Annotated in this window: 15 protein-coding genes and 1 riboswitch; of the genes, 2 read left to right on the top strand and 13 right to left on the bottom strand. The window is 63.4% G+C overall.

Translation table 11 applies throughout. The features are described 5' to 3' along the window. Positions 1-59 precede the first annotated feature (59 nt). The 7 genes from PSUB009319_RS12615 to PSUB009319_RS12585 form a co-directional block, all read right to left on the bottom strand. On the bottom strand, positions 60-1,214 hold the full coding sequence (locus PSUB009319_RS12615) for a thiamine phosphate synthase (protein ID WP_124382569.1): 1,155 nt from the start codon (positions 1,212-1,214) through the stop codon (positions 60-62). Next, a complete protein-coding gene (locus tag PSUB009319_RS12610; protein ID WP_124382568.1) occupies positions 1,211-2,038 on the bottom strand; it encodes a thiazole synthase in 828 nt (275 codons plus the stop codon). Before PSUB009319_RS12610 ends, PSUB009319_RS12615 begins: the two co-directional genes overlap by 4 nt. 9 nt (positions 2,039-2,047) lie before the next feature. Then, positions 2,048-2,275, bottom strand: coding sequence for a MoaD/ThiS family protein (locus PSUB009319_RS12605; RefSeq protein WP_124382567.1), 228 nt, complete (start codon positions 2,273-2,275; stop codon positions 2,048-2,050). Continuing rightward, positions 2,272-3,429: an FAD-dependent oxidoreductase gene (locus PSUB009319_RS12600; protein WP_124382566.1), complete on the bottom strand. Its 1,158-nt coding sequence runs from the start codon at positions 3,427-3,429 to the stop codon at positions 2,272-2,274. Before PSUB009319_RS12600 ends, PSUB009319_RS12605 begins: the two co-directional genes overlap by 4 nt. Before the next feature lie 14 nt (positions 3,430-3,443). After that, complete coding sequence (gene thiC, locus PSUB009319_RS12595; RefSeq protein ID WP_124382565.1) at positions 3,444-5,351, bottom strand: phosphomethylpyrimidine synthase ThiC; 1,908 nt, start codon at positions 5,349-5,351, stop codon at positions 3,444-3,446. Between the two features lie 94 nt (positions 5,352-5,445). Then, a riboswitch (TPP riboswitch) is annotated at positions 5,446-5,547 on the bottom strand. A 300-nt stretch (positions 5,548-5,847) separates the two neighbouring features. Then, positions 5,848-7,281, bottom strand: coding sequence for a hypothetical protein (locus PSUB009319_RS12590; protein ID WP_260392973.1), 1,434 nt, complete (start codon positions 7,279-7,281; stop codon positions 5,848-5,850). A gap of 1 nt (position 7,282) precedes the next feature. Continuing rightward, positions 7,283-7,759, bottom strand: a complete 477-nt coding sequence (locus PSUB009319_RS12585; RefSeq protein WP_124382564.1) for an HEXXH motif-containing putative peptide modification protein — start codon at positions 7,757-7,759, stop codon at positions 7,283-7,285. 308 nt (positions 7,760-8,067) lie between these two features. Between PSUB009319_RS12585 and PSUB009319_RS12580 the strand changes: the two genes are divergently transcribed. Further along, complete coding sequence (locus PSUB009319_RS12580) at positions 8,068-9,216, top strand: nitronate monooxygenase family protein (protein WP_124382563.1); 1,149 nt, start codon at positions 8,068-8,070, stop codon at positions 9,214-9,216. A gap of 78 nt (positions 9,217-9,294) precedes the next feature. Here PSUB009319_RS12580 and PSUB009319_RS12575 read toward each other — a convergent pair whose 3' ends face one another. Next, positions 9,295-10,392 carry an ABC transporter substrate-binding protein gene (locus tag PSUB009319_RS12575; RefSeq protein ID WP_124382562.1) on the bottom strand — a complete coding sequence of 366 codons (1,098 nt, stop codon included), beginning with the start codon at positions 10,390-10,392 and terminating at the stop codon, positions 9,295-9,297. A 254-nt stretch (positions 10,393-10,646) separates the two neighbouring features. Here PSUB009319_RS12575 and hemN point away from each other — a divergent pair, with 254 nt between their 5' ends. After that, positions 10,647-12,131 (top strand): oxygen-independent coproporphyrinogen III oxidase, encoded by a 1,485-nt coding sequence (gene hemN / locus PSUB009319_RS12570; RefSeq protein WP_124382561.1) that lies wholly within the window; start codon positions 10,647-10,649, stop codon positions 12,129-12,131. A gap of 22 nt (positions 12,132-12,153) precedes the next feature. On the opposite strand, the gene pyk is transcribed toward hemN, so the two are convergent. The 5 genes from pyk to gcl all read right to left on the bottom strand — a co-directional run bounded on the left by pyk (position 12,154) and on the right by gcl (position 19,355). Beyond that, positions 12,154-13,632, bottom strand: coding sequence for a pyruvate kinase (pyk, locus tag PSUB009319_RS12565; protein WP_124382560.1), 1,479 nt, complete (start codon positions 13,630-13,632; stop codon positions 12,154-12,156). Between the two features lie 183 nt (positions 13,633-13,815). After that, positions 13,816-15,135 carry a glycerate kinase gene (locus PSUB009319_RS12560; protein WP_124382559.1) on the bottom strand — a complete coding sequence of 440 codons (1,320 nt, stop codon included), beginning with the start codon at positions 15,133-15,135 and terminating at the stop codon, positions 13,816-13,818. A gap of 72 nt (positions 15,136-15,207) precedes the next feature. Continuing rightward, the gene (glxR, locus tag PSUB009319_RS12555; RefSeq protein ID WP_124382558.1) at positions 15,208-16,122 is read right to left on the bottom strand and encodes a 2-hydroxy-3-oxopropionate reductase; all 915 of its coding nucleotides are present in this window, start codon (positions 16,120-16,122) and stop codon (positions 15,208-15,210) included. Between the two features lie 631 nt (positions 16,123-16,753). Then, positions 16,754-17,536: a hydroxypyruvate isomerase gene (gene hyi / locus PSUB009319_RS12540; RefSeq protein WP_124382557.1), complete on the bottom strand. Its 783-nt coding sequence runs from the start codon at positions 17,534-17,536 to the stop codon at positions 16,754-16,756. Between the two features lie 43 nt (positions 17,537-17,579). Then, entirely contained in the window at positions 17,580-19,355 is a 1,776-nt protein-coding gene (gcl, locus tag PSUB009319_RS12535) for a glyoxylate carboligase (protein WP_124382556.1), read from the bottom strand. Positions 19,356-19,384 lie beyond the last annotated feature (29 nt).

Here is a 19,384-nt window from a genome sequence, read left to right as displayed (position 1 = left end):
CACAGCAAAGGCCGCAGCGGTGCACGAACAGGATAGGTCAGCCCGATCGGGCTCGCGTGTCAGCCGCGCACGTGCGCCGCGAACGTCGCTTGCAGCGTGTCGACGGCGGCTTGCACATCCTCCGCCTGGGTGATGGCACGTACCACGGCTACGCAGCCGACGCCCGATTCCAGCACGCGCGGCATCGCCGCCAGATCAATCCCGCCGATGGCCACCAGCGGCGGCGCCGGCACGCGCGTGCGCATGGCGGCCGCATAGGCAAACAGCCGGCCCAGGCCCTGCGGCACGGTTGGCATGGTCTTGGTGGGCGTGGCAAACACGGCGCCCAGCGCAAGGTAGCTCGGGTTGAGCGGGGCGACGCGCAGCATTTCGGCGTAGCCGTGCGTGCTGATGCCCAGACGCAAACCTGCCAAGCGGATCGCCCTCAGGTCGGCATCGTCGATGTCTTCTTGTCCGAGATGGATGCCGTAGATGCCGCTGTTGAGCACGCTTGCATGCACGTCCAGCGCCACCCGCCAGTGGTCGTTGATGAACAGGCGCGTGCTGCTGCCGCGTGCGGCGGCTTCTGCGCGGCGCACCTGGTCTGCCACGGCTTGCACGTCGTCGGATTTGAAGCGCAATTGCACTGTCGGCACCTTGAGCGCGACAAGGCGTGCCACCCATTCGGCATCCGGCACGACGGCGTAGATGCCGAGTTGCGTCGGGCACGGTGCGAAGGCGAGATCCGCCGCCACCGGACAGGGCAACGCCGGTTCCAGCACGCGCGGCAGGGCATCAAAGCACGTAGGCCACGTCAGCCCGTCTGCATTGGCCTCGGCGACCCAGGCACGCGCCACGCACAGCGCATCGCGCGGCTCAAAGGCCAGCGCCAGCGCCGCGCCGAAGATGGCGACAAAGCGGGCGCCGAGCGCATCGCCTTGGGCAGCGGAAGTGAAGCGATACGTGCCGAGGCGGTCGTGCACGGTGTCGATGCGCTGGTCGCCTTCCGTTGCGGCGAGCACGACAGCGGCGCCAGCCGTGCGGGCGCGGTCGGCTTGTGTGGCGTCGGCGGTCAGTAGAACGGTGGTGGCGGTGGTCGCCTCATCGGCGCGGTCAGTCACGCTCCAGGCGTGCGGCGCGCGGCCGAAGGCTTCGGCGTGACGATCAATGACCTGCGCGGCAAGGGCAGCCGCCTCGGGCCACGCGGCAGAGAACCGCAACGCAGACATGCTCATGCCTGCTTCTCCTCGGCATGCCAGAACGGGAGCCCGACAACGGGCGTGCTGGCCTGTGCAACATCACGCTCGGGCATCGGGCCGGACAAGCGCGCAAGGCGGCCGGCCTGCGTGGCCATCGCAAACGCCTGCGCCATTGCCACAGGGTCACCCGCCTGTGCGACGGCGGTGTTGAGCAGCACGGCGTCGTAGCCCCATTCCATCACCTGCGTGGCGTGCGACGGCACGCCCAAGCCTGCGTCAACGATGAGCGGCACATTGGGCAGACGCTCGCGCAGCAAGCGCAGGCCATACGGGTTGGTGGGCCCGCGGCCGGTGCCGATGGGCGCGGCCCACGGCATCAGCGCCTGGCAGCCGACGTCGAGCAGGCGGCGGCACAGCACGAGGTCTTCGGTGCAATACGGCAGCACCTTGAAGCCATCGCGGATCAGGCGTTCGGCAGCGGCAGGCAGTGCGAGTGTGTCGGGCTGCAGCGTGTAGTCGTCGCCGATGACTTCGAGCTTGATCCAGTCGGTCTCGAACACTTCGCGTGACATCTGCGCGAGGGTATAAGCCTCGTCGGCGGAATAGCAGCCGGCGGTGTTGGGCAGCACGGGCACGCCCAGCTCGCGCAGCATCTTCCAGAAGCCCGCGCCGCCTTCGGGCGAGCCCGCGCTCTGGCGGCGCAGCGCGACAGTCAGCATGGCCGGGTTGGACACGCGCACCGCATCCTCCAGCGATTGCGGCGACGGATAGCGCGCCGTGCCGAGCAGCAGGCGCGAGGCGAAGGTTTCGCCGTACAGGCGCAGCGGGTCAGCGAGCGCGGAAAGATTCGTAGTGGTCATCAAAAACTCCTAGCCGCCCACGACAGGCTGCACCAGCGCAATGCGGTCGCCTGTGTTGAGCGCATGCTGCGCGTGGCGCGTCTTGGGCACGAAGTCACCGTTCACGGAGGCAGCAAACGGCGGCGCGATCTGCAGTTGCGGTGCGCCCGCCTGGGTGACGAAAGCGATGGCATCCGCCAGCGTGCTACCAGCGGGCAGCGCGAGCGACAGATCGTTGAGGGTGACGTTCAGCGTCATGACAAAACAGGTTCGGGCCGGTTTGGCGACATGCGGCTCGCAGCGAACAGTTCGGGCCATGCGTCGTTGTTCGCATCCATGGCACGGCCATCCAACAGTTCACGCGCAACCGCCACCGCCGCTTGCGTGACGGCGGGCGCGATCATGTAGCCGTGCCGGTACAGACCGTTGACCGACAGCGTGCTCGCACCATCCCAACGGATAGCGGGGCGGTGGTCGGGCAGCGTTGGGCGGCACTGCGTGTTCAGCTCCAGCACACGCGCCTCACCAAAGGCGGGGTGCACAGCATAGGCAGCAGACAACAGCTCCAGCGTGGAGCGCACACTGGCGGGCGACATGTCGTCGGATTCGATTTCCGTCGCGCCGATCACGTAGACGTTGCCTGGCTTGGGCGCGATGTACAGCGGATAGCGCGGATGCAGCATGCGAACGGGCCGCGTGAGCGATACATCGGGCGCATGGATGCGCACCACCTCGCCACGCAGGCCACGCAGACGCGGCCATTGCGGTTTGGCGCCCAGCCCACGGCAATCGAGCACGAGACGCGCGCCCAGGCCATTGGCCGCGAGTGCATCGGGGCTCGGATCGGTGACCTCCGTGTTCCAGCGCAACTGCACGCCGAGCATTTCCAGTTCCGTCGCCAGCGCATCGAGCAAAGTGCGCGGGTCGAGCTGAGCTTCGCCCGCCAGATACAGGCCCTGCGTGAAGCGCTGCGCGAGCAGCGGCTCCAGCGCGGCGATGCCAGCGGCGTCTACCGCGCGCAAATCGGCGGCAACGCGCTCGGCGGGCGCGGCGGCTCGCACGTGGTTGGCAAACAGCGATGCCTCGCCGCGGTCTGCCGCATGCCACACCACCAGCGTGCCGGCTTCCTGGAAGAACACCGGCGTGCGCAGCCGGGGCAGCCAATCGCGCCACAGTGCCAGACTTGCCAACCCCAAGTCGACGACGAAACGATCCGCCACGGCGGCTTCGGCCAGCGGGGCGAGCATGGCCGCTGCCACGTACGCAGCAGCACCGCTGCCATCGCGCGCGCCGCGCTCCACCACGGCAATGCGCGCGGGCGGTACCCCCGTCTGCGCGAGTTGCCAGGCACACAGGCGGCCAGCAAGGCCGCCACCGAGGATCGTTACATCAAAAGCCGTTGAAGTTGACATTGCACCGGTTGAGGTTAGCTGTAGATCTTGCTGCCGCTCTTGCGGAACTCGATCGACTTCTCTTCCATGCCCGCCGTTGCGTTAACCGCGGCGGTGGTGGCGTTGGCGTCGAGCGAAGCCGCGTAGTCGCGCACTTCCTGCGTGATCTTCATCGAGCAGAACTTCGGACCGCACATCGAACAGAAGTGCGCGATCTTGGCGCCCTCGGCCGGCAGCGTTTCATCGTGGAAGGCGCGTGCCTTCTCCGGATCGAGGCCGAGGTTGAACTGGTCTTCCCAGCGGAATTCAAAGCGCGCCTTGGACAGCGCGTTGTCACGCAGTTGGGCACCCGGCCAGCCCTTAGCCAAGTCCGCTGCATGCGCGGCAATCTTGTAGGTGATGATGCCTTCGCGCACGTCTTCCTTGTCCGGCAGGCCCAGGTGTTCCTTGGGCGTGACGTAGCAAAGCATGGCGGTGCCATACCAGCCGATATTGGCCGCGCCAATGCCGCTGGTAATGTGGTCGTAGCCCGGCGCAATGTCCGTCACCAGCGGGCCCAGCGTGTAGAACGGGGCTTCGAAGCAGTGCTTCAGCTCTTCGTCCATGTTGGCCTGCACGCGCTGCAGCGGCACGTGGCCCGGGCCTTCAATCATCACCTGCACGTCGTGCTCCCACGCCTTCTTGGTGAGTTCACCCAGCGTGTGCAGTTCGCCGAATTGCGCGGCGTCATTCGAGTCGGCAATGCAACCGGGGCGCAAGCCATCGCCCAGGCTGAACGACACGTCGTACGCCTTCATGATTTCGCAGATCTCGTCGAAGTGCGTGTACAGGAAGTTTTCTTTGTGATGCGCCAGGCACCACTTGGCCATGATCGAACCACCGCGCGAGACGATGCCCGTGATGCGGTCGGCCGTGAGCGGCACGTAGCGCAGCAGCACGCCCGCGTGGATGGTGAAGTAGTCAACGCCTTGCTCGGCCTGCTCGATCAGCGTGTCGCGGAACATCTCCCACGTCAGGTCTTCGGCCACGCCGCCGGTCTTGTCCAGCGCCTGATAAATCGGCACCGTGCCGATGGGCACCGGCGAGTTGCGCAGAATCCATTCGCGCGTTTCATGGATGTGCTTGCCGGTGGACAAATCCATGATCGTGTCGGCGCCCCAGCGGATCGCCCACACCATCTTTTCCACTTCCTCGGCCAGCGACGAGGTGACCGCCGAGTTGCCGAGGTTGCCGTTGATCTTCACGCGGAAGTTGCGGCCGATGGCCATCGGCTCCAGTTCCGTGTGGTTAATGTTGGCCGGGATGATCGCGCGGCCGGCGGCGATTTCTGCGCGCACGAATTCCGGCGTGATGTCTTCCGGGCGCTGCGGCAGGTTGGCGCCGTACGAGAAGCCCGGATGCTGCTTAAGCAGTTGGCGGTACTCGGGCTTGTCTTGCAGCGCCTGCAGGTTCAGCGATTCGCGCAGCGCGACGTATTCCATTTCCGGCGTGATGATGCCGCGGCGCGCGTAGTGCATCTGGCTCACATTGGCGCCAGCCTTGGCGCGGCGCGGCTTGGAGATGTGCGAGAAGCGCAGGTGCGCCGTGGCCGGGTCATTCGCACGCGTCTGGCCGTATTCGGACGACAGGCCGGAGAGGATTTCCGTATCGCCGCGCTCTTCGATCCACTTGGCGCGCAGCGGGGCCAAACCGGCCTTCAGGTCGATGTGCACGTCGGGGTCGGAGTACGGGCCCGACGTGTCGTACACCGGCACGGGCGGGTTCAGCATCTCGCCCTTGTCGGTGCGCGTGGCGGTCTGCTTGATGGTGCGCATCGGCACGCGAATGTCTGCTCGGCTGCCTGCGATGTAGGTCTTGCTGGAGGCCGGATAGGCGAACTTCTGGTCGAGCTCGGACTGCAGCGAGTCGAATGAGGCGGCGGGGGCGTTTTTGGCTTGGGGCATGGTCTCGTCCTTGATTCTGTGGCCTGGTGGAGCAGGCGGTGGACGAAACCGGGAGAGGTGGCGTGACCCAGAAGGGTGGCTGCCAGAGACTGCGCGGTGTTCTGTAGAAACTTCCCACGCCGGTACGAACCGGATCGGGTGCGAAGGGACTCTCTCAGCCGCACGGCCCATCCGTACGGCACCCCTGTTTCATCCAACGAGGCTGAATTTAAGCACAGGGCTGCCAGCGTTGCCAGCAGGAAAACCCGACAGGTGACGGGGCCAAGCGGTCATTTCAGTCGGAACCCGCATGCAATGTGCAGGATTGCGCACCAGAAACGCCCCTTAATCTAGCTGTTCATCTCACGGGATCACGCCTGAGCCAGCCTTGGCAGAGACCCGAACGTCACATGAAGCCTTTCCAACCAGTCCCTTGTCCAGCAGGCTCTGGAGGATGGGGGCAACGTGATCCCATCCGCCTCGGGCAACAGTGCTTCGGCCAGCTCGTTTCCGTTCATCAGTCCCTCCTTATATGTCGAACTTCGACGATCACCTTATGCTCTGCAATCCCGTCCAACATGGCATCGACCGCCGACGCGTTATTCGAATCGAGGTTTGCGTCCCACTCATCGAGCAGGACGTACTTCACATCATCTTGTTGGAGAATTTCTTGGAGACACGTCACTGTTCGCTGCCCGGTAGACAAATTCTTGCCGTCCGCGAGCCACATCAAGCCCGTAAGATTGGCCGGCAACATGACGCACTGAGTCCCGTACTCCTGTTTAAGCGCCATAAGTGCCGTCGATTTACCGCTGCCGTTGGGCCCTGTAATTCGATACCTTCCATTCGCAACTGCAGAGAAATAATCAAGCAGATCGGTCTTCCCTGAAATCGCCACCCCATTTACATTGATCTGCCCGATAGTTCCAGGATCAAGAAGGGCCTCTTCAGAAATACTATCCCTCACGGAGAATAAAACATTAAGCCGAGACTGCACAGCCGACAAATCCAAAGCCTTGTGAACAAGCGCGCTTAAGGAATTAATTATCAGAAATATTCTCGTCAAGCTAACAATAACTGCCGCAATCACCGGCGGACTTGCAGCGTTATCACGCACAATCGCCAATACGAGGTAGATGGTCGGCGCCAACGACGTCGCAGCCAGCAGCACATTACTAATTTGTTTCCTTGCCTCCAAACTGTTGGCGGAAGCATAGAACGATTGCCCAGCATCTTCTCTTCTGTTTTGCCATACAGCAGCGTTATGCCGGTTTCCAATCGTCAGGTTTTGCCATCCCACATCTAGCACGGTGGAGTAGTCCAGGTACCGGTTTTCATACGCCGATGACGCTCGCGAAACTGTTCCGCGCAACGCAGCGATGATGACAAAGCATAGAGCGAGGCTCACCCCGTATCCGACCAAGAGATCGGTCGGCAGCAGGAAACTGATCACGGATATGCTCAGTACACTGTTGAGCGTGAAACTTGCCAGGTCATGGATGAATGAAATGTAGTCCTTCAAAACGGGAAATGCATTACGCGCCAAGATGGCAGTCACGCGCTCACGCACTTTCTCGTGTCGATACTGGCCGGTACTGTCCTTCATTCTGCGAACTACAAGCGCAACAAAATCTTGATGGGCATTGTTAATCCATCGCTGCAGGAACAAAAATGACGCACATCCCGGCAAGTAAGGGAATGCCATTGCTGCAAGATAAAGTGCGAGACTCGTCGCGTATGGATGGCCCGATTGGAATTGCTCGATGACCCTTGTTAGGAAGATGGTTGAACTAGCCACGACGCCCTGATGCAGAACAACAAGGGCAAGCGCGACATAAGCGGAGGCGTGGAAAAGAACAATGCGTGTTTTCGAGTCCCCTGAGCGTGCGCTTGCGGCACCGCACACAGACGTAGGCTCAGTGGACGTTTCGCGTGTTAACACATTTTCCATGTTAGAGGGTGCTCGCAGGGAGGGGCATCGCGCCCTCATGCCGATGTGTCGCTTCGGTCGATGGGCGACCGAAAACATTGGCCATCACCCGCTTCGCGTTGGCAAGCAATGCAAGGGCTCGCGGCTGAAAGACCGCCTGATTCTGCTGAACGGACGCCTCCATAGAGGCAATGGAGGAACTCACTTGCTCGATAAGAACATCCGTCGGAGGATGAACGCGAGACTGAACGGGATGACCGAGATGCGCATTCCTCCATAGCAACACTTCCACAGCAACAACAGTGCTATGCAAAACCTTATCCAGTGGGCGATCAACGTTCAGGATGGCCGAACGGGCCCATGTGGAGCGCTTCAGAATTTCCGCATATGCGTAGTGCCCATACCGCAACTCATCAAGGAACATTGCATGATGCGTAAATTCGTGAATAAGTATCCTTGATCTTCTCCACTGCCTTTTTAACGACGGCGTCGATTTCAATCGATTTCATAAGCCTCTCCAAGAAGTTTTAATCGCACCGGAATGGGTGCTTTTTCACGTTAGAGTTCATGCCCTCTGGGTTCAAGAATCAAGCTGAACTTCTGACAAGAAGAGACAGATTGCCGGCCTTTGTGATTCCTACACCCCCTCAAATCGCTGAAAAAATATCAACTGCGCACGTGGCGCATGTGCAGCGATGTGCACCGATATCCCCGGCCTTGATCTGGCGCAACGCGGCCGCGTTTCACTTATGCGACGCTCGAACCCATTTTCTATTGCGTTGCGGTAAAGCCGCTGAGGGAGTTGTCATGCTGGAGCGTCGGTTCACACTCGCGGGGCGCAGCCTCGTGCCCATCGTGCAGGGCGGGATGGGCGTGGGTATTTCGGCGCACCGGCTGGCCGGCGCCGTGGCGCGCGAGGGCGGCGTCGGCACTATCGCCAGTATCGATTTGCGGCATCACCATGCAGACCTGCTGGCCGCCACTGAAAAGTCGCGCGACAAAGACGCCATCAACGCCGCCAACCTCGTCGCGCTGGACCGCGAAATCCGCGCCGCGCGTGAAGGCAGCCAGGGCAACGGCATGATTGCCGTAAATGTGATGAAGGCGGTGGAATCACACGCGGCGCTGGTGCGGCAGGCGTGCGAGAGCGGCGCCGATGCGATCGTCATGGGCGCGGGATTGCCGCTCGATCTGCCGGAGATGACGGCGGAGCATCCGAAGGTGGCACTCATTCCGATTCTTTCCGACTCGCGCGGCGTGGGCGTGGTGCTCAAACGATGGATGAAGAAGGCGCGGTTGCCCGATGCGGTGGTGATCGAGCACCCGACCCACGCCGGTGGGCACCTGGGTGCGGCGCGCATTGAGGATTTGCGCGACGAGCGGTTCTCGTTTGCGCGCGTGCTGGATGAATGCCGTGAACTGTTCGTCAAGCTGGGGCTGGCCGCCGAGCAGATTCCGATCATCCTGGCGGGTGGCATTGATTCGCATGCGAAGGTGAAGCACTGGCTCGACAAGGGCGCAGCCGCCGTGCAGCTCGGCACCGCGTTTGCAGTGACGGAAGAGGGCGATGCGCACGTGCGCTTCAAGCGGGTGCTGACCGGCGCAGAACAGGGGGATATCGGCGAGTTCGTCAGCGTGGCGGGCTTACCCGCACGCGCGGTCATGACACCCTGGTTGTCGCGCTATCTGTCGCGGGAGAGTGCCTTGCAGGCCAAGGCCAAGGTGCGGGATTGCCTGCAGGGGTTCGACTGCCTGCAAACCTGCGGACTACGGGATGGGATTGGAAAGGTGGGGCAGTTTTGTATTGATTTGAAACTGGCCCAGGCGCTGCGGGGAGATGTTGAACGTGGCTTGTTCTTCCGCGGCGCCGGGAAGTTGCCGTTTGGTCAGGCGATTCGGCCCGTGCGGGAATTGATGCATTACTTGCTGACTGGGGAAAAGCCAGCGGCGAGTTGAACCGTTGGGGCCCTGGGGCCTGTCAGTAATTTCGTACCTCTGCCGGCGACGAACAGGCGGAAAACCGCAGCGCCCCAATCAATCCCTCACCCCCTGGATGTAGGTCAGATCCACAAATTCACTACCGCGATTCCCGCGTGTGAAGTCCAACGTGAATCCACCCACATCCATCCGCGTCTGCAACGCCCGCCGCAGTTCAGCCCCTGCCACCCTCCCTCCAGCCGTATTGATCGCCTGAATCAAATACGTCGCGGCGATATACCCTGACAGCGTCGCGGCAGAGGGGGGCTCATCCAGAAACTGCTTCATCCGCGCCATATGCTCGCGCGCAACCTTGGTGTTGCCGCTGGCCGGGTTCGGCACCGTCTGCGCGAGCAGCAACCCACCGCTGTACCCCGTGCCCAGAATCTCCCGCGCGACCTGCGGGTTGACCGACGACAGCCCGACCAGAAAGCCGTACCAACCCTGCTGCGCCAGCGCGCGCCCGACGGTGGCGTAGGTGAGGGTGTCGCCAGCAACGATGACTGCCGTGGGTTTGGTTGGCGCAATGCGCGCGGCAAGCGCGCCCGCATCGCCGGCGAGTGTGTAGAGGTCCAGCGTTTCCGTCGCCGCACCCTTGGCCAGCGTGCTGCGCAGCCGCGCACCAAGCTGCGGATCAAAGCCCGCAGCGGTAACCAGCGCGATCCGCCGCATACCGAACTGCCGCAGCCTGAGATGCGCGGCAACGATTTCATGGTCGTAGTCGGGGCGGATGAACAAGACGTTGTCAGAGGCAGACGTCGCGCCCGAAAGCGGTGCGAGCAGCGGCACATTGCGCCGTGCGATGTCCGGTGACGCGGCCAGCGCGGGCAGCAGGCGCTCACTTACACCGAAGAGCACCTCCACGCGGTCGCGCTCGATCATGTCGATGGCCTGCGGTACGGCCTCGTTCTGCGCAACTTCACGCCGGACCAGGCTGATGGGCCGGCCCTTGATGCCGCCGCTCTGGTTGGCGGCATCGAACGCGACTTTGGCGCCGGCCATGAAGTCGCGTGCGTAGTCGGCTTGGTCCCCGCCGCGCTCGATCAGTTGTCCGACGACGAACGACGTGCCTTGCGCATGCGCCGTCAGCGTCACAGCGGCCGCGCACGCCAGTGCACATGCACACGCGCAGCGGCGTGCCAGTGTCTGCCACATGGTGCTTCCCCCAAAAGGCGAATCGATGGCGTGCGCTGTTGTGTTGTTCTGACGGCCCAAGCATGGTGAGCAACAGGGCCACGACGCCGATCATCGATGTTAGAGGGCGGAACATGACAGATCGGTGAAGTTAGCCCCCTACTGACGGAGGGATCGACGCGTTTGAACCCACGTTGACGGGCGTTGACACACGTCAACGCGGCGCAGATTCCATCGCTCTACGATGCATCATCGCCCTCGCTACAACCGCCCCCATGTTCCCCTTTGCCAAGCCGGCCGACGATCCGTCCGCCGCAAACGACACCGCCTTCCGCTGGTCGGCGCCGCAGGTGCGCGCGCTCGCGCAGCGCTTTGACACGCACGGCCCGCGCTATACCTCGTACCCGACGGCAGACCGCTTTCACAACAAGTTCGGTAACGCCGACTACCTCGACGCCTTGCACCGCCGCGCCGCGATTGCGCCCGCGCTGCATGCGCCGCTGTCGCTGTACATGCATCTGCCGTTCTGCGCGAACCTTTGCTACTACTGCGGCTGCAACAAGGTCATCACAAAAGACCACTCGCGCAGCGCACGCTACGTTGAAACCCTCGCGCGCGAGATGGCGATGGTGGCCGGGCAGATTGGCCCGCTGCGTCGCGTGACACAGTTGCACTGGGGCGGCGGCACGCCCACGTTCCTTGCACACGACGAGATGCGTGCCGTAATGGCCGCCACGCGCGAGCATTTCGACCTGGCCCGCGACGGCGAGATCTCCGTCGAGCTCGACCCGCGCCACGCCGATGACGCCACGCTCGAAGTGCTGGCCGAGATCGGTTTCAACCGCGCGAGCCTGGGCATTCAAGACTTTGACCCCGACGTGCAACGCGCCGTCCACCGCATCCAGAGCGTGGAACAGACGCGGCGCGTGGTCGACACGGCGCGGCGCCTGGGTTTTGAGTCGATCAGCTTCGATCTGATCTACGGCCTGCCGTATCAGCGCACCGAGACCTTCAACGCCACGCTGGACCGCGTACTGGAGATGGCGCCCGATCGGCTCTCCGTCTACAGCTACGCGCATCTGCCGCACCTGTTCAAGGCGCAGCGCCGCATCGACGCGCTCACGCTGCCCAGCGCTGACGAAAAGCTCGATCTGCTGGCAATGACCGTCGAACGCCTGGTCGCGGAAGGCTACGTGTACATCGGCATGGACCACTTCGCACGCCCCGACGATGCGCTCGCCATCGCGCAGCGCGAAGGGCGGCTGCAGCGCAATTTCCAGGGCTATTCCACGCACGCCGATTGCGATCTGCTGGCCTTTGGCGTGTCCGCCATCAGCCGCGTGGGCGATGTGTATGCACAGAACGAGAAAGATCTCGACGCGTATTACGCCCGCATCGACGCCGGCGAGCTGGCCGTGCTGCGCGGCATGTCGCTCACGCCGGACGACCACGTGCGCCGCGCGCTGATCAGCGAGCTGATGTGCGGCTTTGAATTGGACATGCGCGCATTCGGCGCGCGCCATGGGCTGGATTTCAAGCGCAGCTTTGCTGAAGAGCTTCAGGCGCTGCAGCCGCTGGAAGAAGCGGGGCTGCTGCAGGTGGGCGACGAGCGCATTCTCATCACACCGCAGGGGCGGCTGCTGGTGCGGCGCATCGCCATGGTGTTTGATGCGCATCTGCGCGCCGCTGGCACCGAGCGCGCGGTCGAGGCGGAGGGCAAGCCCGTCACCTTCGTCCCGCGCTACTCCAAAGTGGTCTGAGACCTGCTGATCCCGGGCGGCGTCAGACCGTTGCCGGTTCGGGCTGCAGCGCGTTGGTTTCCGTCTGCGCGGTCACCAGCGTCTGCGGCCAGATTTCAGCCAGGCGCAGCAGGTTGGTCGAACCCGCCTGACCGAACGGCATGCCCGCCGTGATGGCAATCTGATCGCCCGACACGGCAAAGCCTTCACGCGCGGCGGCGCGGCACGCTGCATCCACCATCTCATCCACGTTGCTCACGTCCGGGCTGACCGTGCTGTGCACGCCCCAGGCGATTGCCAGACGGCGCGCCGTATCCAGACGCGGCGTGATGCTCACAATGGGCGCCAATGGGCGCTCGCGTGCGGCACGCAGGCTGGTCTTGCCGCTGGAGGTGTAGGTGACGGTGGCCACCGCGCCCAGGATGTGTGTCACGTCGCGCAGCGCCGCGCAAATGGCGTCCTGGCGCGTCGGCAGCGGTGGTTGATGTTGTGCATCGATCAGGTTGCGGTACAGCGGGTCGCGCTCGGTCTCGGCAATGATGCGGTTCATGATGCTGACCGCCGCCACCGGATGCTTGCCGCTGGCCGATTCGGCCGAGAGCATCACCGCATCGGTGCCGTCGTACACGGCGGTGGCCACGTCGGACGCTTCGGCGCGCGTGGGCACCGGCGCTTCGATCATCGATTCCAGCATCTGCGTGGCCACCACCACCGGCTTGCCGTGCTGGCGCGCGATGCGCAAGATGCGCTTCTGCACACCGGGTACGCGCTCGGGCGGCAGCTCCACGCCAAGGTCGCCACGCGCCACCATCAGCGCGTCAGAGGCCTGCACGATGTCTTCCAGATGCAGCAGCGCGGCGGGCTTCTCGATCTTGGAGAGCAGGCCAGCGCGGTCGCCGATGATCTCGCGCGCGGCGATCACGTCTTCGGCGCGCTGCACGAACGACAGCGCAATCCAATCCACACCCAGCGACAGGGCGAAATCGAGGTCGCGCAAGTCTTTCTCAGTGAGGGCGGGGATGGGGATCACGGCGTCCGGCACATTCACGCCCTTGCGGTCCGACAGCGGGCCGCCGTCGACCACGCGGGTGATGATGGCCGTCGGGTCTACAGCCTCCACGGCCAGGCGGATCTTGCCGTCGTCCAGCAGCAGCGATTGGCCCGGCGCAGCGGCTGCGTACAGCTCGGCGTGCGGCAGATGCACACGGGTGACATCACCCGGCGTCGGGTCGCGGTCGAGCACAAAGCGCTCCCCGTTCTTGAGCACGACGCGGCCTTCGGCAAACGTACCGATGCGCAGCTTCGGACCTTGCATGTCGGCCAGGATGCCAATGGGGCGGCCGGTCTCGGCTTCTACTGCGCGCACGGTGTCGTAGCGCTTGCGGTGGTCTTCGTGCGAACCGTGGCTGAAGTTCAGGCGGAAGACGTCTGCGCCCGCATCGAAGAGGGCGCGGATGGTGTCCTTGTCGCTGCTGGCGGGGCCGAGGGTGGCGAGGATTTTGGTGTTGCGGAAGCGGCGCATGATGTGTTGTTCCGGTGTGTTGCTGTTTGGGCCTTGGTGGTCCACTCCCTTTCACCCCCTGCCGGGGGCGACTCACTTTCTTTGTCTTGCCAAAGAAAGTAAGCAAAGAAAGTGAGTCAGCCCCGGCAGGGGATGAAACAAGGGATGGACCACAAACAAAAAAAAACCATCCCACATCGAACCTCACCCAGTAATCAAAATCGCCCGAAAGTCATTCACGTTAGTCCGAGTCGGCCCGGTAACGATCAGATCGCCGAGCGCATCAAAAAACCCATACCCATCGTTGTTGTCGAGCAGTTGCTTCGGCTTCAAGCCGAGTGCCTCGGCACGGGCAAGACTGTCCGGCGTCAGAAGCGCGCCAGCGTTGTCTTCCGAGCCATCGATGCCATCGGTATCGCAGGCAATCGCATGCACGCCCGGCAAGCCATCCAGCGCCACGCCCAGCGCGAGCAGGAACTCGGCATTGCGGCCACCACGCCCATTGCCACGCACGGTAACGGTCGTCTCACCGCCGGACAGAATCACGCACGGCTTGTTGAACGGCTGATTGCGCGCCACGATCTGCCGCACGATGCCAGCATGCACTTCGGCCACATCGCGCGCTTCGCCTTCGATGCTGTCCGACAGGATGTGCGCCTCATAACCGAGTGCACGGGCCTGTGCTGCAGCGGCTTCCAGCGCGTGTTGCGCCGTGGCGATGACGTGACTGCGGTGGCCTTCGAAGCGTGCATCGCCGGGCTTGGGCGTTTCACCCGCGCCGGTTTCCAGATGACGGCGCACGGCTTCGGGCACGTCGATGCCGTATTTGTTGATCACGGCCAGGGCATCTGCGCAGGTGGTCGCGTCGGGCAGCGTCGGGCCGCTGGCGATGAGCGTTGGGTCATCGCCGGGAATGTCGGAGATGAGCAGCGTCTCCACACGCGCCGGTGCGCAGGCCAGTGCCAGGCGCCCGCCCTTGATCGACGACAGGTGCTTGCGCACGCAGTTCATCTCGCCGATGCTCGCGCCGCTCTTGAGCAGCGCGCGGTTGACGGCCTGCTTGTCGGCCAGCGTCAGCCCTTCGGCCGGTGCCGCCAGCAGGGCCGAGCCACCGCCGGAAATCAGGCACAGCACGAGGTCGTCTTCTGTCAGACCTTCCAGCAAGCCAACCATGCGTTGCGCAGCACGCTGACCGGCCTCGTCGGGAACCGGGTGCGAAGCCTCCACGACTTCGATACGGCCGCTCGTGCCCGGCGCGCGACCATGCTCGTAACGCGTGACCACCAGGCCAGACAGCTCGCCCTTCCAGTGCTGCTCAACCGCTTCGGCCATCGCCGCAGCGCCTTTGCCTGCGCCAATCACAACCGTGCGACCACGTGGCGGCGCAGGCAGAAAGCCCGGCAGACACTGCGACGCGCTGACCGCGGCCACGGCGGTATCAAACAAGCCGTGCAGCAACGCGCGCGGCGACGGATTGGGCAAAGCGGCGCGCAAGGCGGCCTGGGCGGAGGGGTCGTTGTGCATGGCGAAAAACGTGGGGACAGCTCAAACGAAACTGCCGGCACCCGAAGGCGACGGCAGGGTGCGGCTCAGCGCTTAGGCAATGTCGTGGTTCGACATGATCTCGATCGCGCGGCACAGTGCCGAATGATCTTGCTTGCCCATGCCGTTGGCGGCGCAGGTGTTGAAGAGCTCTTGCGCGGTGGCGGTGTTGGGCAGGGCCACGCCCAGCGTCTTGGCGCCTTGCAGGGCGAGGTTCAGATCCTTCTGGTGCAGCTCGATGCGGAAGCCCGGATCAAACGTGCGCTTGACCATGCGCTCGCCGTGCACTTCCAGAATGCGCGACGCCGCAAAGCCGCCCATCAGCGCCTGACGTACCTTTGCCGGGTCTGCGCCCGCCTTCGATGCGAACAGCAGCGCTTCCGACACCGCCTGGATGTTCAGCGCCACGATGATCTGGTTGGCCACCTTGGTGGTCTGGCCGTCGCCGTTGCCGCCGACCAGCGTCACGTTCTTGCCCATCAGGTTGAACAGCGGTGCAACGCGGTCGTACGCAGCTTGTTCACCGCCCACCATGATCGTCAGCGACGCCGCCTTCGCGCCCACTTCGCCACCCGACACCGGCGCGTCCAGGTACTGCGCACCGGTCTTGTTGATGCGGGCAGCGAAGTCCTTCGTCGCGATCGGCGAGATCGAGCTCATGTCGACCACGATCTTGCCCGCAGCGGCGTCCTTGCCTGCCTCCTTCAGCGCCTTGGCGACGCCCTTCTCGCTGAACAGCACCGCCTCTACGTGCGGCGTGTCCGGCACCATGATGAAGATGATGTCGGCGCGCTTGGCGACTTCTTCCGCGCTGGTGCAGACCGTCGCCCCCGCTTCCACCAGCGCGGCCGGGGCCGGGTTCACGTCGTGCACAAACAGCGTGTGGCCTGCTGCACGCAGATGGCCAGCCATGGGGGCGCCCATGATGCCGAGGCCGATGAAACCGAGGTTCAGAGTTGTGGTTGCCATGGTGAGGGAGCTCCTTGGTTTGGGTGTTGGTGGTTTGGTCTTTGGGTTGGGCCTTGGTGGTCCATCCCCCTTTCACCCCCTGCCGGGGGCGACTCACTTTCTTTGTCTTGCCAAAGAAAGTAAGCAAAGAAAGGCGCGCCCAAGATGGCGACACCCCCCTTGAATTTGTGTAACCGGGCGGAGACGGGGAAAACTCGCTTCGCTCAAACAGTTCCCCGTCTTTTTTCCGCCCGCTTACACAAATTCAAGGCGCCATCTAGGGCAGGGTACGGCCACACAATCTGTGTGCTGTCCTGGACGGCTCTTGGTTGTGTTGCTCTTGCTTGCTTTGCTTCGCGCTGTGTTGCTGGTTCCCACTGCACTCGTGGTCGATGGTTTGGCCTTTGACGTTCCTGCCCTTGATGGCGCCTTGAATTTCTGTTGCAAGGAGGATCAAGGAAGGGGAACTGTCTGAGCGCAGCGAGTTTTCCCCTTCCCCTCCTTGCAACATAAATTCAAGGGGAAGTCGCCATCTCGGGCGCGCCTTTCTTTTGCTTACTTTTCTTTGGCAAGACAAAGAAAAGTGAGTCAGCCCCGGCAGGGGATGAAACAAGGGATGGACCACCCCCGCCGGAACAAGGCAAAAAACAAATCAAGCAACCTTGTGATCAGCGCGCCAGCCAAGGCCCTCAACCGTCCCAGCCTTAGGCTTGTACTCACACCCAATCCAGCCGTTGTAGCCAATCTCATCCAGCCAGTTGAACAAGAACCGGTAATTGATCTCACCCGTCCCCGGCTCATTACGCCCAGGGTTGTCCGCCAATTGCACATGCTTGATCTTGTCCAGATGGCGCTTCAGCGTGTTCGCCACTTCGCCTTCCATCCGTTGCATGTGATAGATGTCGTACTGCACATACAGGTTGGACGCATCCACGTCGTTGATCAGGTCCAGCGCCTGCTGCGTGCGGTTCAGGTAGAAGCCGGGAATATCAAACGTGTTGATCGGCTCGATCAGCAGATCAATCTTCTCGGCCTTCAGTGCCTTGGCCGCAAACTTCAGGTTGTCCACCAGCGTCTTGCGCGCAGCGTCTTCGCTCACGCCTTCGGGGCGAATCCCCACCAGGCAGTTGAGTTGCTTTACGCCGAGCACCTTGGCGTATTTGATCGCCTCGCCCACGCCTTCCTGAAACTCGCCCACGCGATCCGGCAGCACGGCGATGCCACGCTCGCCGCCGTCCCAGTTGCCGGCCGGCAGGTTGTGCAGCACCAGATCGAGCTGGAAGCGGTTCAGGCGATCGGCAATCTGGTCTGCATGAAACGCGTAGGGAAACAGGAACTCCACGCCGCGAAAGCCCGCACGCGCGGCGGCTTCGAAGCGGTCGAGGAACGCCTGCTCGTTGAAGAGCATGGTCAGGTTGGCTGCCAGCTTTGTCATGGTTTCTCCTTTATCGGAACGGTGAGGGAACAGCGCGCCGTCTTTATGCGGTGGCGTCTTCTTCAGCGAGGGTGTCTTCCAGGTCGAGCACCTCTTCAAACTCGACCACGTTGTCGATCTCGGTGCCCATGGCGATGTTCGTCACGCGCTCGAGAATCACTTCCACCATCACCGGCACCGAGAACTCGGCCATCAACAGGCGGGCCTGCGCGAAGGCGGGTTCGATGTCTTCCGGCTTGAACACGCGGATGGCCTTGCAGCCCAGACCTTCCACCACCTTCACGTGGTCGACGCCGTAGCCGTTCAGCTCCGGTGCGTTGACGTTGTCGAAGGCGAGCTGGACGCAGTAGTCCATGTCGAAGTTGCGCTGCGCCTGGCGGATCAGGCCCAGGTACGAGTTGTTCACCACCACGTGGATGTACGGCACCTTGAACTGCGCGGCCACCGCCATTTCTTCGATCATGAACTGGAAGTCGTAGTCGCCCGAGATGGCCACCACGTCGCTGTTGGGCGAGGCCACCTTCACGCCAATGGCGGCGGGAATCGTCCAGCCCAGCGGGCCGGCCTGGCCGCAGTTGATCCAGTGGCGCGGCTGGTTGACCGACAGAAACTGCGCCGCGGCGATCTGCGACAGGCCAATCGTCGACACGTAGCGGACGTCGCGCGGGAAGTACTGGTTCATCTCGCGGTACACGCGCTGCGGCTTGATGGGCACGTTGTCGAAGTCCGAACGGCGCAGCATGGTGCGCTTGCGCTTTTGCACATCGGCGTTCCAGCTTTTGCGGCACGGCAGCTTGCCGGCGGCCCTCAGCTCGCGCGCGACTTCAATGAACTTCTCCAGCGCGGCTTTGGCGTCGGACACGATGCCCAGGTCCGGGCCGAACACGCGGCCGATCTGGGTCGGTTCGATATCAACGTGCACGAACTTGCGGCCCTTGGTGTAGACATCAACGCTGCCGGTGTGGCGGTTGGCCCAGCGGTTGCCGATGCCGAACACGAAGTCGGAGGCGAGCAGCGTGGCGTTGCCGTAGCGGTGCGAGGTCTGCAAGCCGACCATGCCGGCGTTGAGCGGGTGATCATCGGCCAGCACGCCCCAGCCCATCAGGGTGGGCACCACGGGCACGTTCACCAACTCGGCAAACTCGACCATCAGCTTGGCCGCATCGGCGTTGATCACGCCGCCCCCGCATACCAGCAGCGGACGCTCGGCTTGGCACAGCATTTCGATGGCGCGCTCGGCCTGTGCACGCGTGGCCGCGGGCTTGTAGACCGGCAGCGGGCTGTAGGTGTCAGGGTCGAATTCAATTTCAGCGACTTGCACGTCGAACGGCAGGTCGATCAGCACCGGGCCCGGACGGCCCGAGCGCATCAGGTGGAACGCCTGCTGGAACACGCGCGGCACCAGCGCCGGCTCGCGCACCGTGACGGCCCACTTGGTGACCGGCTTGGCAATCGATTCGATATCGACCGCCTGGAAGTCTTCTTTGTACAGACGGGCGCGGGGCGCTTGGCCGGTGATGCACAGGATGGGAATCGAATCGGCCCAGGCCGAGTACAGACCGGTGATCATGTCGGTGCCCGCCGGGCCCGAGGTGCCGATGCACACGCCGATGTTGCCGGGCTCGGCACGGGTGTAGCCCTCGGCCATGTGCGAAGCGCCTTCCACGTGGCGGGCGAGCACGTGGTCAATGCTGTTGCCAGCCTTGCGCAAGGCCGAGTACAGCGGGTTGATGGCGGCACCAGGCACGCCGAAGGCCGTGGTGATGCCCTCTTTTTCCATCACCGCAACTGCGGCGTCAATCGCTCTCATCTTCGGCATGGTGTGTCTCCGGGAAGGGGAAGGTGGGA

Origin of the sequence: Ralstonia sp. SET104 (assembly GCF_003851545.1) — a bacterium.
GTDB lineage: Bacteria > Pseudomonadota > Gammaproteobacteria > Burkholderiales > Burkholderiaceae > Ralstonia.
The sequence above is the reverse complement of the archived record's forward strand: the minus strand, read 5'-3'. Positions and strand labels throughout refer to the sequence as shown.

Bases quoted from the DNA above. Each gene is read 5' to 3' on its own strand.
- PSUB009319_RS12575 (WP_124382562.1), bottom strand. From the start codon at position 10,392: ATGTGGCAGACACTGGCACGCCGCTGCGCGTGTGCATGTGCACTGGCG.
- PSUB009319_RS12600 (WP_124382566.1), bottom strand. From the start codon at position 3,429: ATGTCAACTTCAACGGCTTTTGATGTAACGATCCTCGGTGGCGGCCTT.
- hemN (WP_124382561.1), top strand. From the start codon at position 10,647: ATGTTCCCCTTTGCCAAGCCGGCCGACGATCCGTCCGCCGCAAACGAC.
- PSUB009319_RS12580 (WP_124382563.1), top strand. From the start codon at position 8,068: ATGCTGGAGCGTCGGTTCACACTCGCGGGGCGCAGCCTCGTGCCCATC.
- PSUB009319_RS12590 (WP_260392973.1), bottom strand. From the start codon at position 7,281: ATGGAAAATGTGTTAACACGCGAAACGTCCACTGAGCCTACGTCTGTG.
- hyi (WP_124382557.1), bottom strand. From the start codon at position 17,536: ATGACAAAGCTGGCAGCCAACCTGACCATGCTCTTCAACGAGCAGGCG.
- glxR (WP_124382558.1), bottom strand. From the start codon at position 16,122: ATGGCAACCACAACTCTGAACCTCGGTTTCATCGGCCTCGGCATCATG.
- PSUB009319_RS12605 (WP_124382567.1), bottom strand. From the start codon at position 2,275: ATGACGCTGAACGTCACCCTCAACGATCTGTCGCTCGCGCTGCCCGCT.
- gcl (WP_124382556.1), bottom strand. From the start codon at position 19,355: ATGCCGAAGATGAGAGCGATTGACGCCGCAGTTGCGGTGATGGAAAAA.
- PSUB009319_RS12615 (WP_124382569.1), bottom strand. From the start codon at position 1,214: ATGAGCATGTCTGCGTTGCGGTTCTCTGCCGCGTGGCCCGAGGCGGCT.
- PSUB009319_RS12610 (WP_124382568.1), bottom strand. From the start codon at position 2,038: ATGACCACTACGAATCTTTCCGCGCTCGCTGACCCGCTGCGCCTGTAC.
- PSUB009319_RS12560 (WP_124382559.1), bottom strand. From the start codon at position 15,135: ATGCACAACGACCCCTCCGCCCAGGCCGCCTTGCGCGCCGCTTTGCCC.
- thiC (WP_124382565.1), bottom strand. From the start codon at position 5,351: ATGCCCCAAGCCAAAAACGCCCCCGCCGCCTCATTCGACTCGCTGCAG.
- pyk (WP_124382560.1), bottom strand. From the start codon at position 13,632: ATGCGCCGCTTCCGCAACACCAAAATCCTCGCCACCCTCGGCCCCGCC.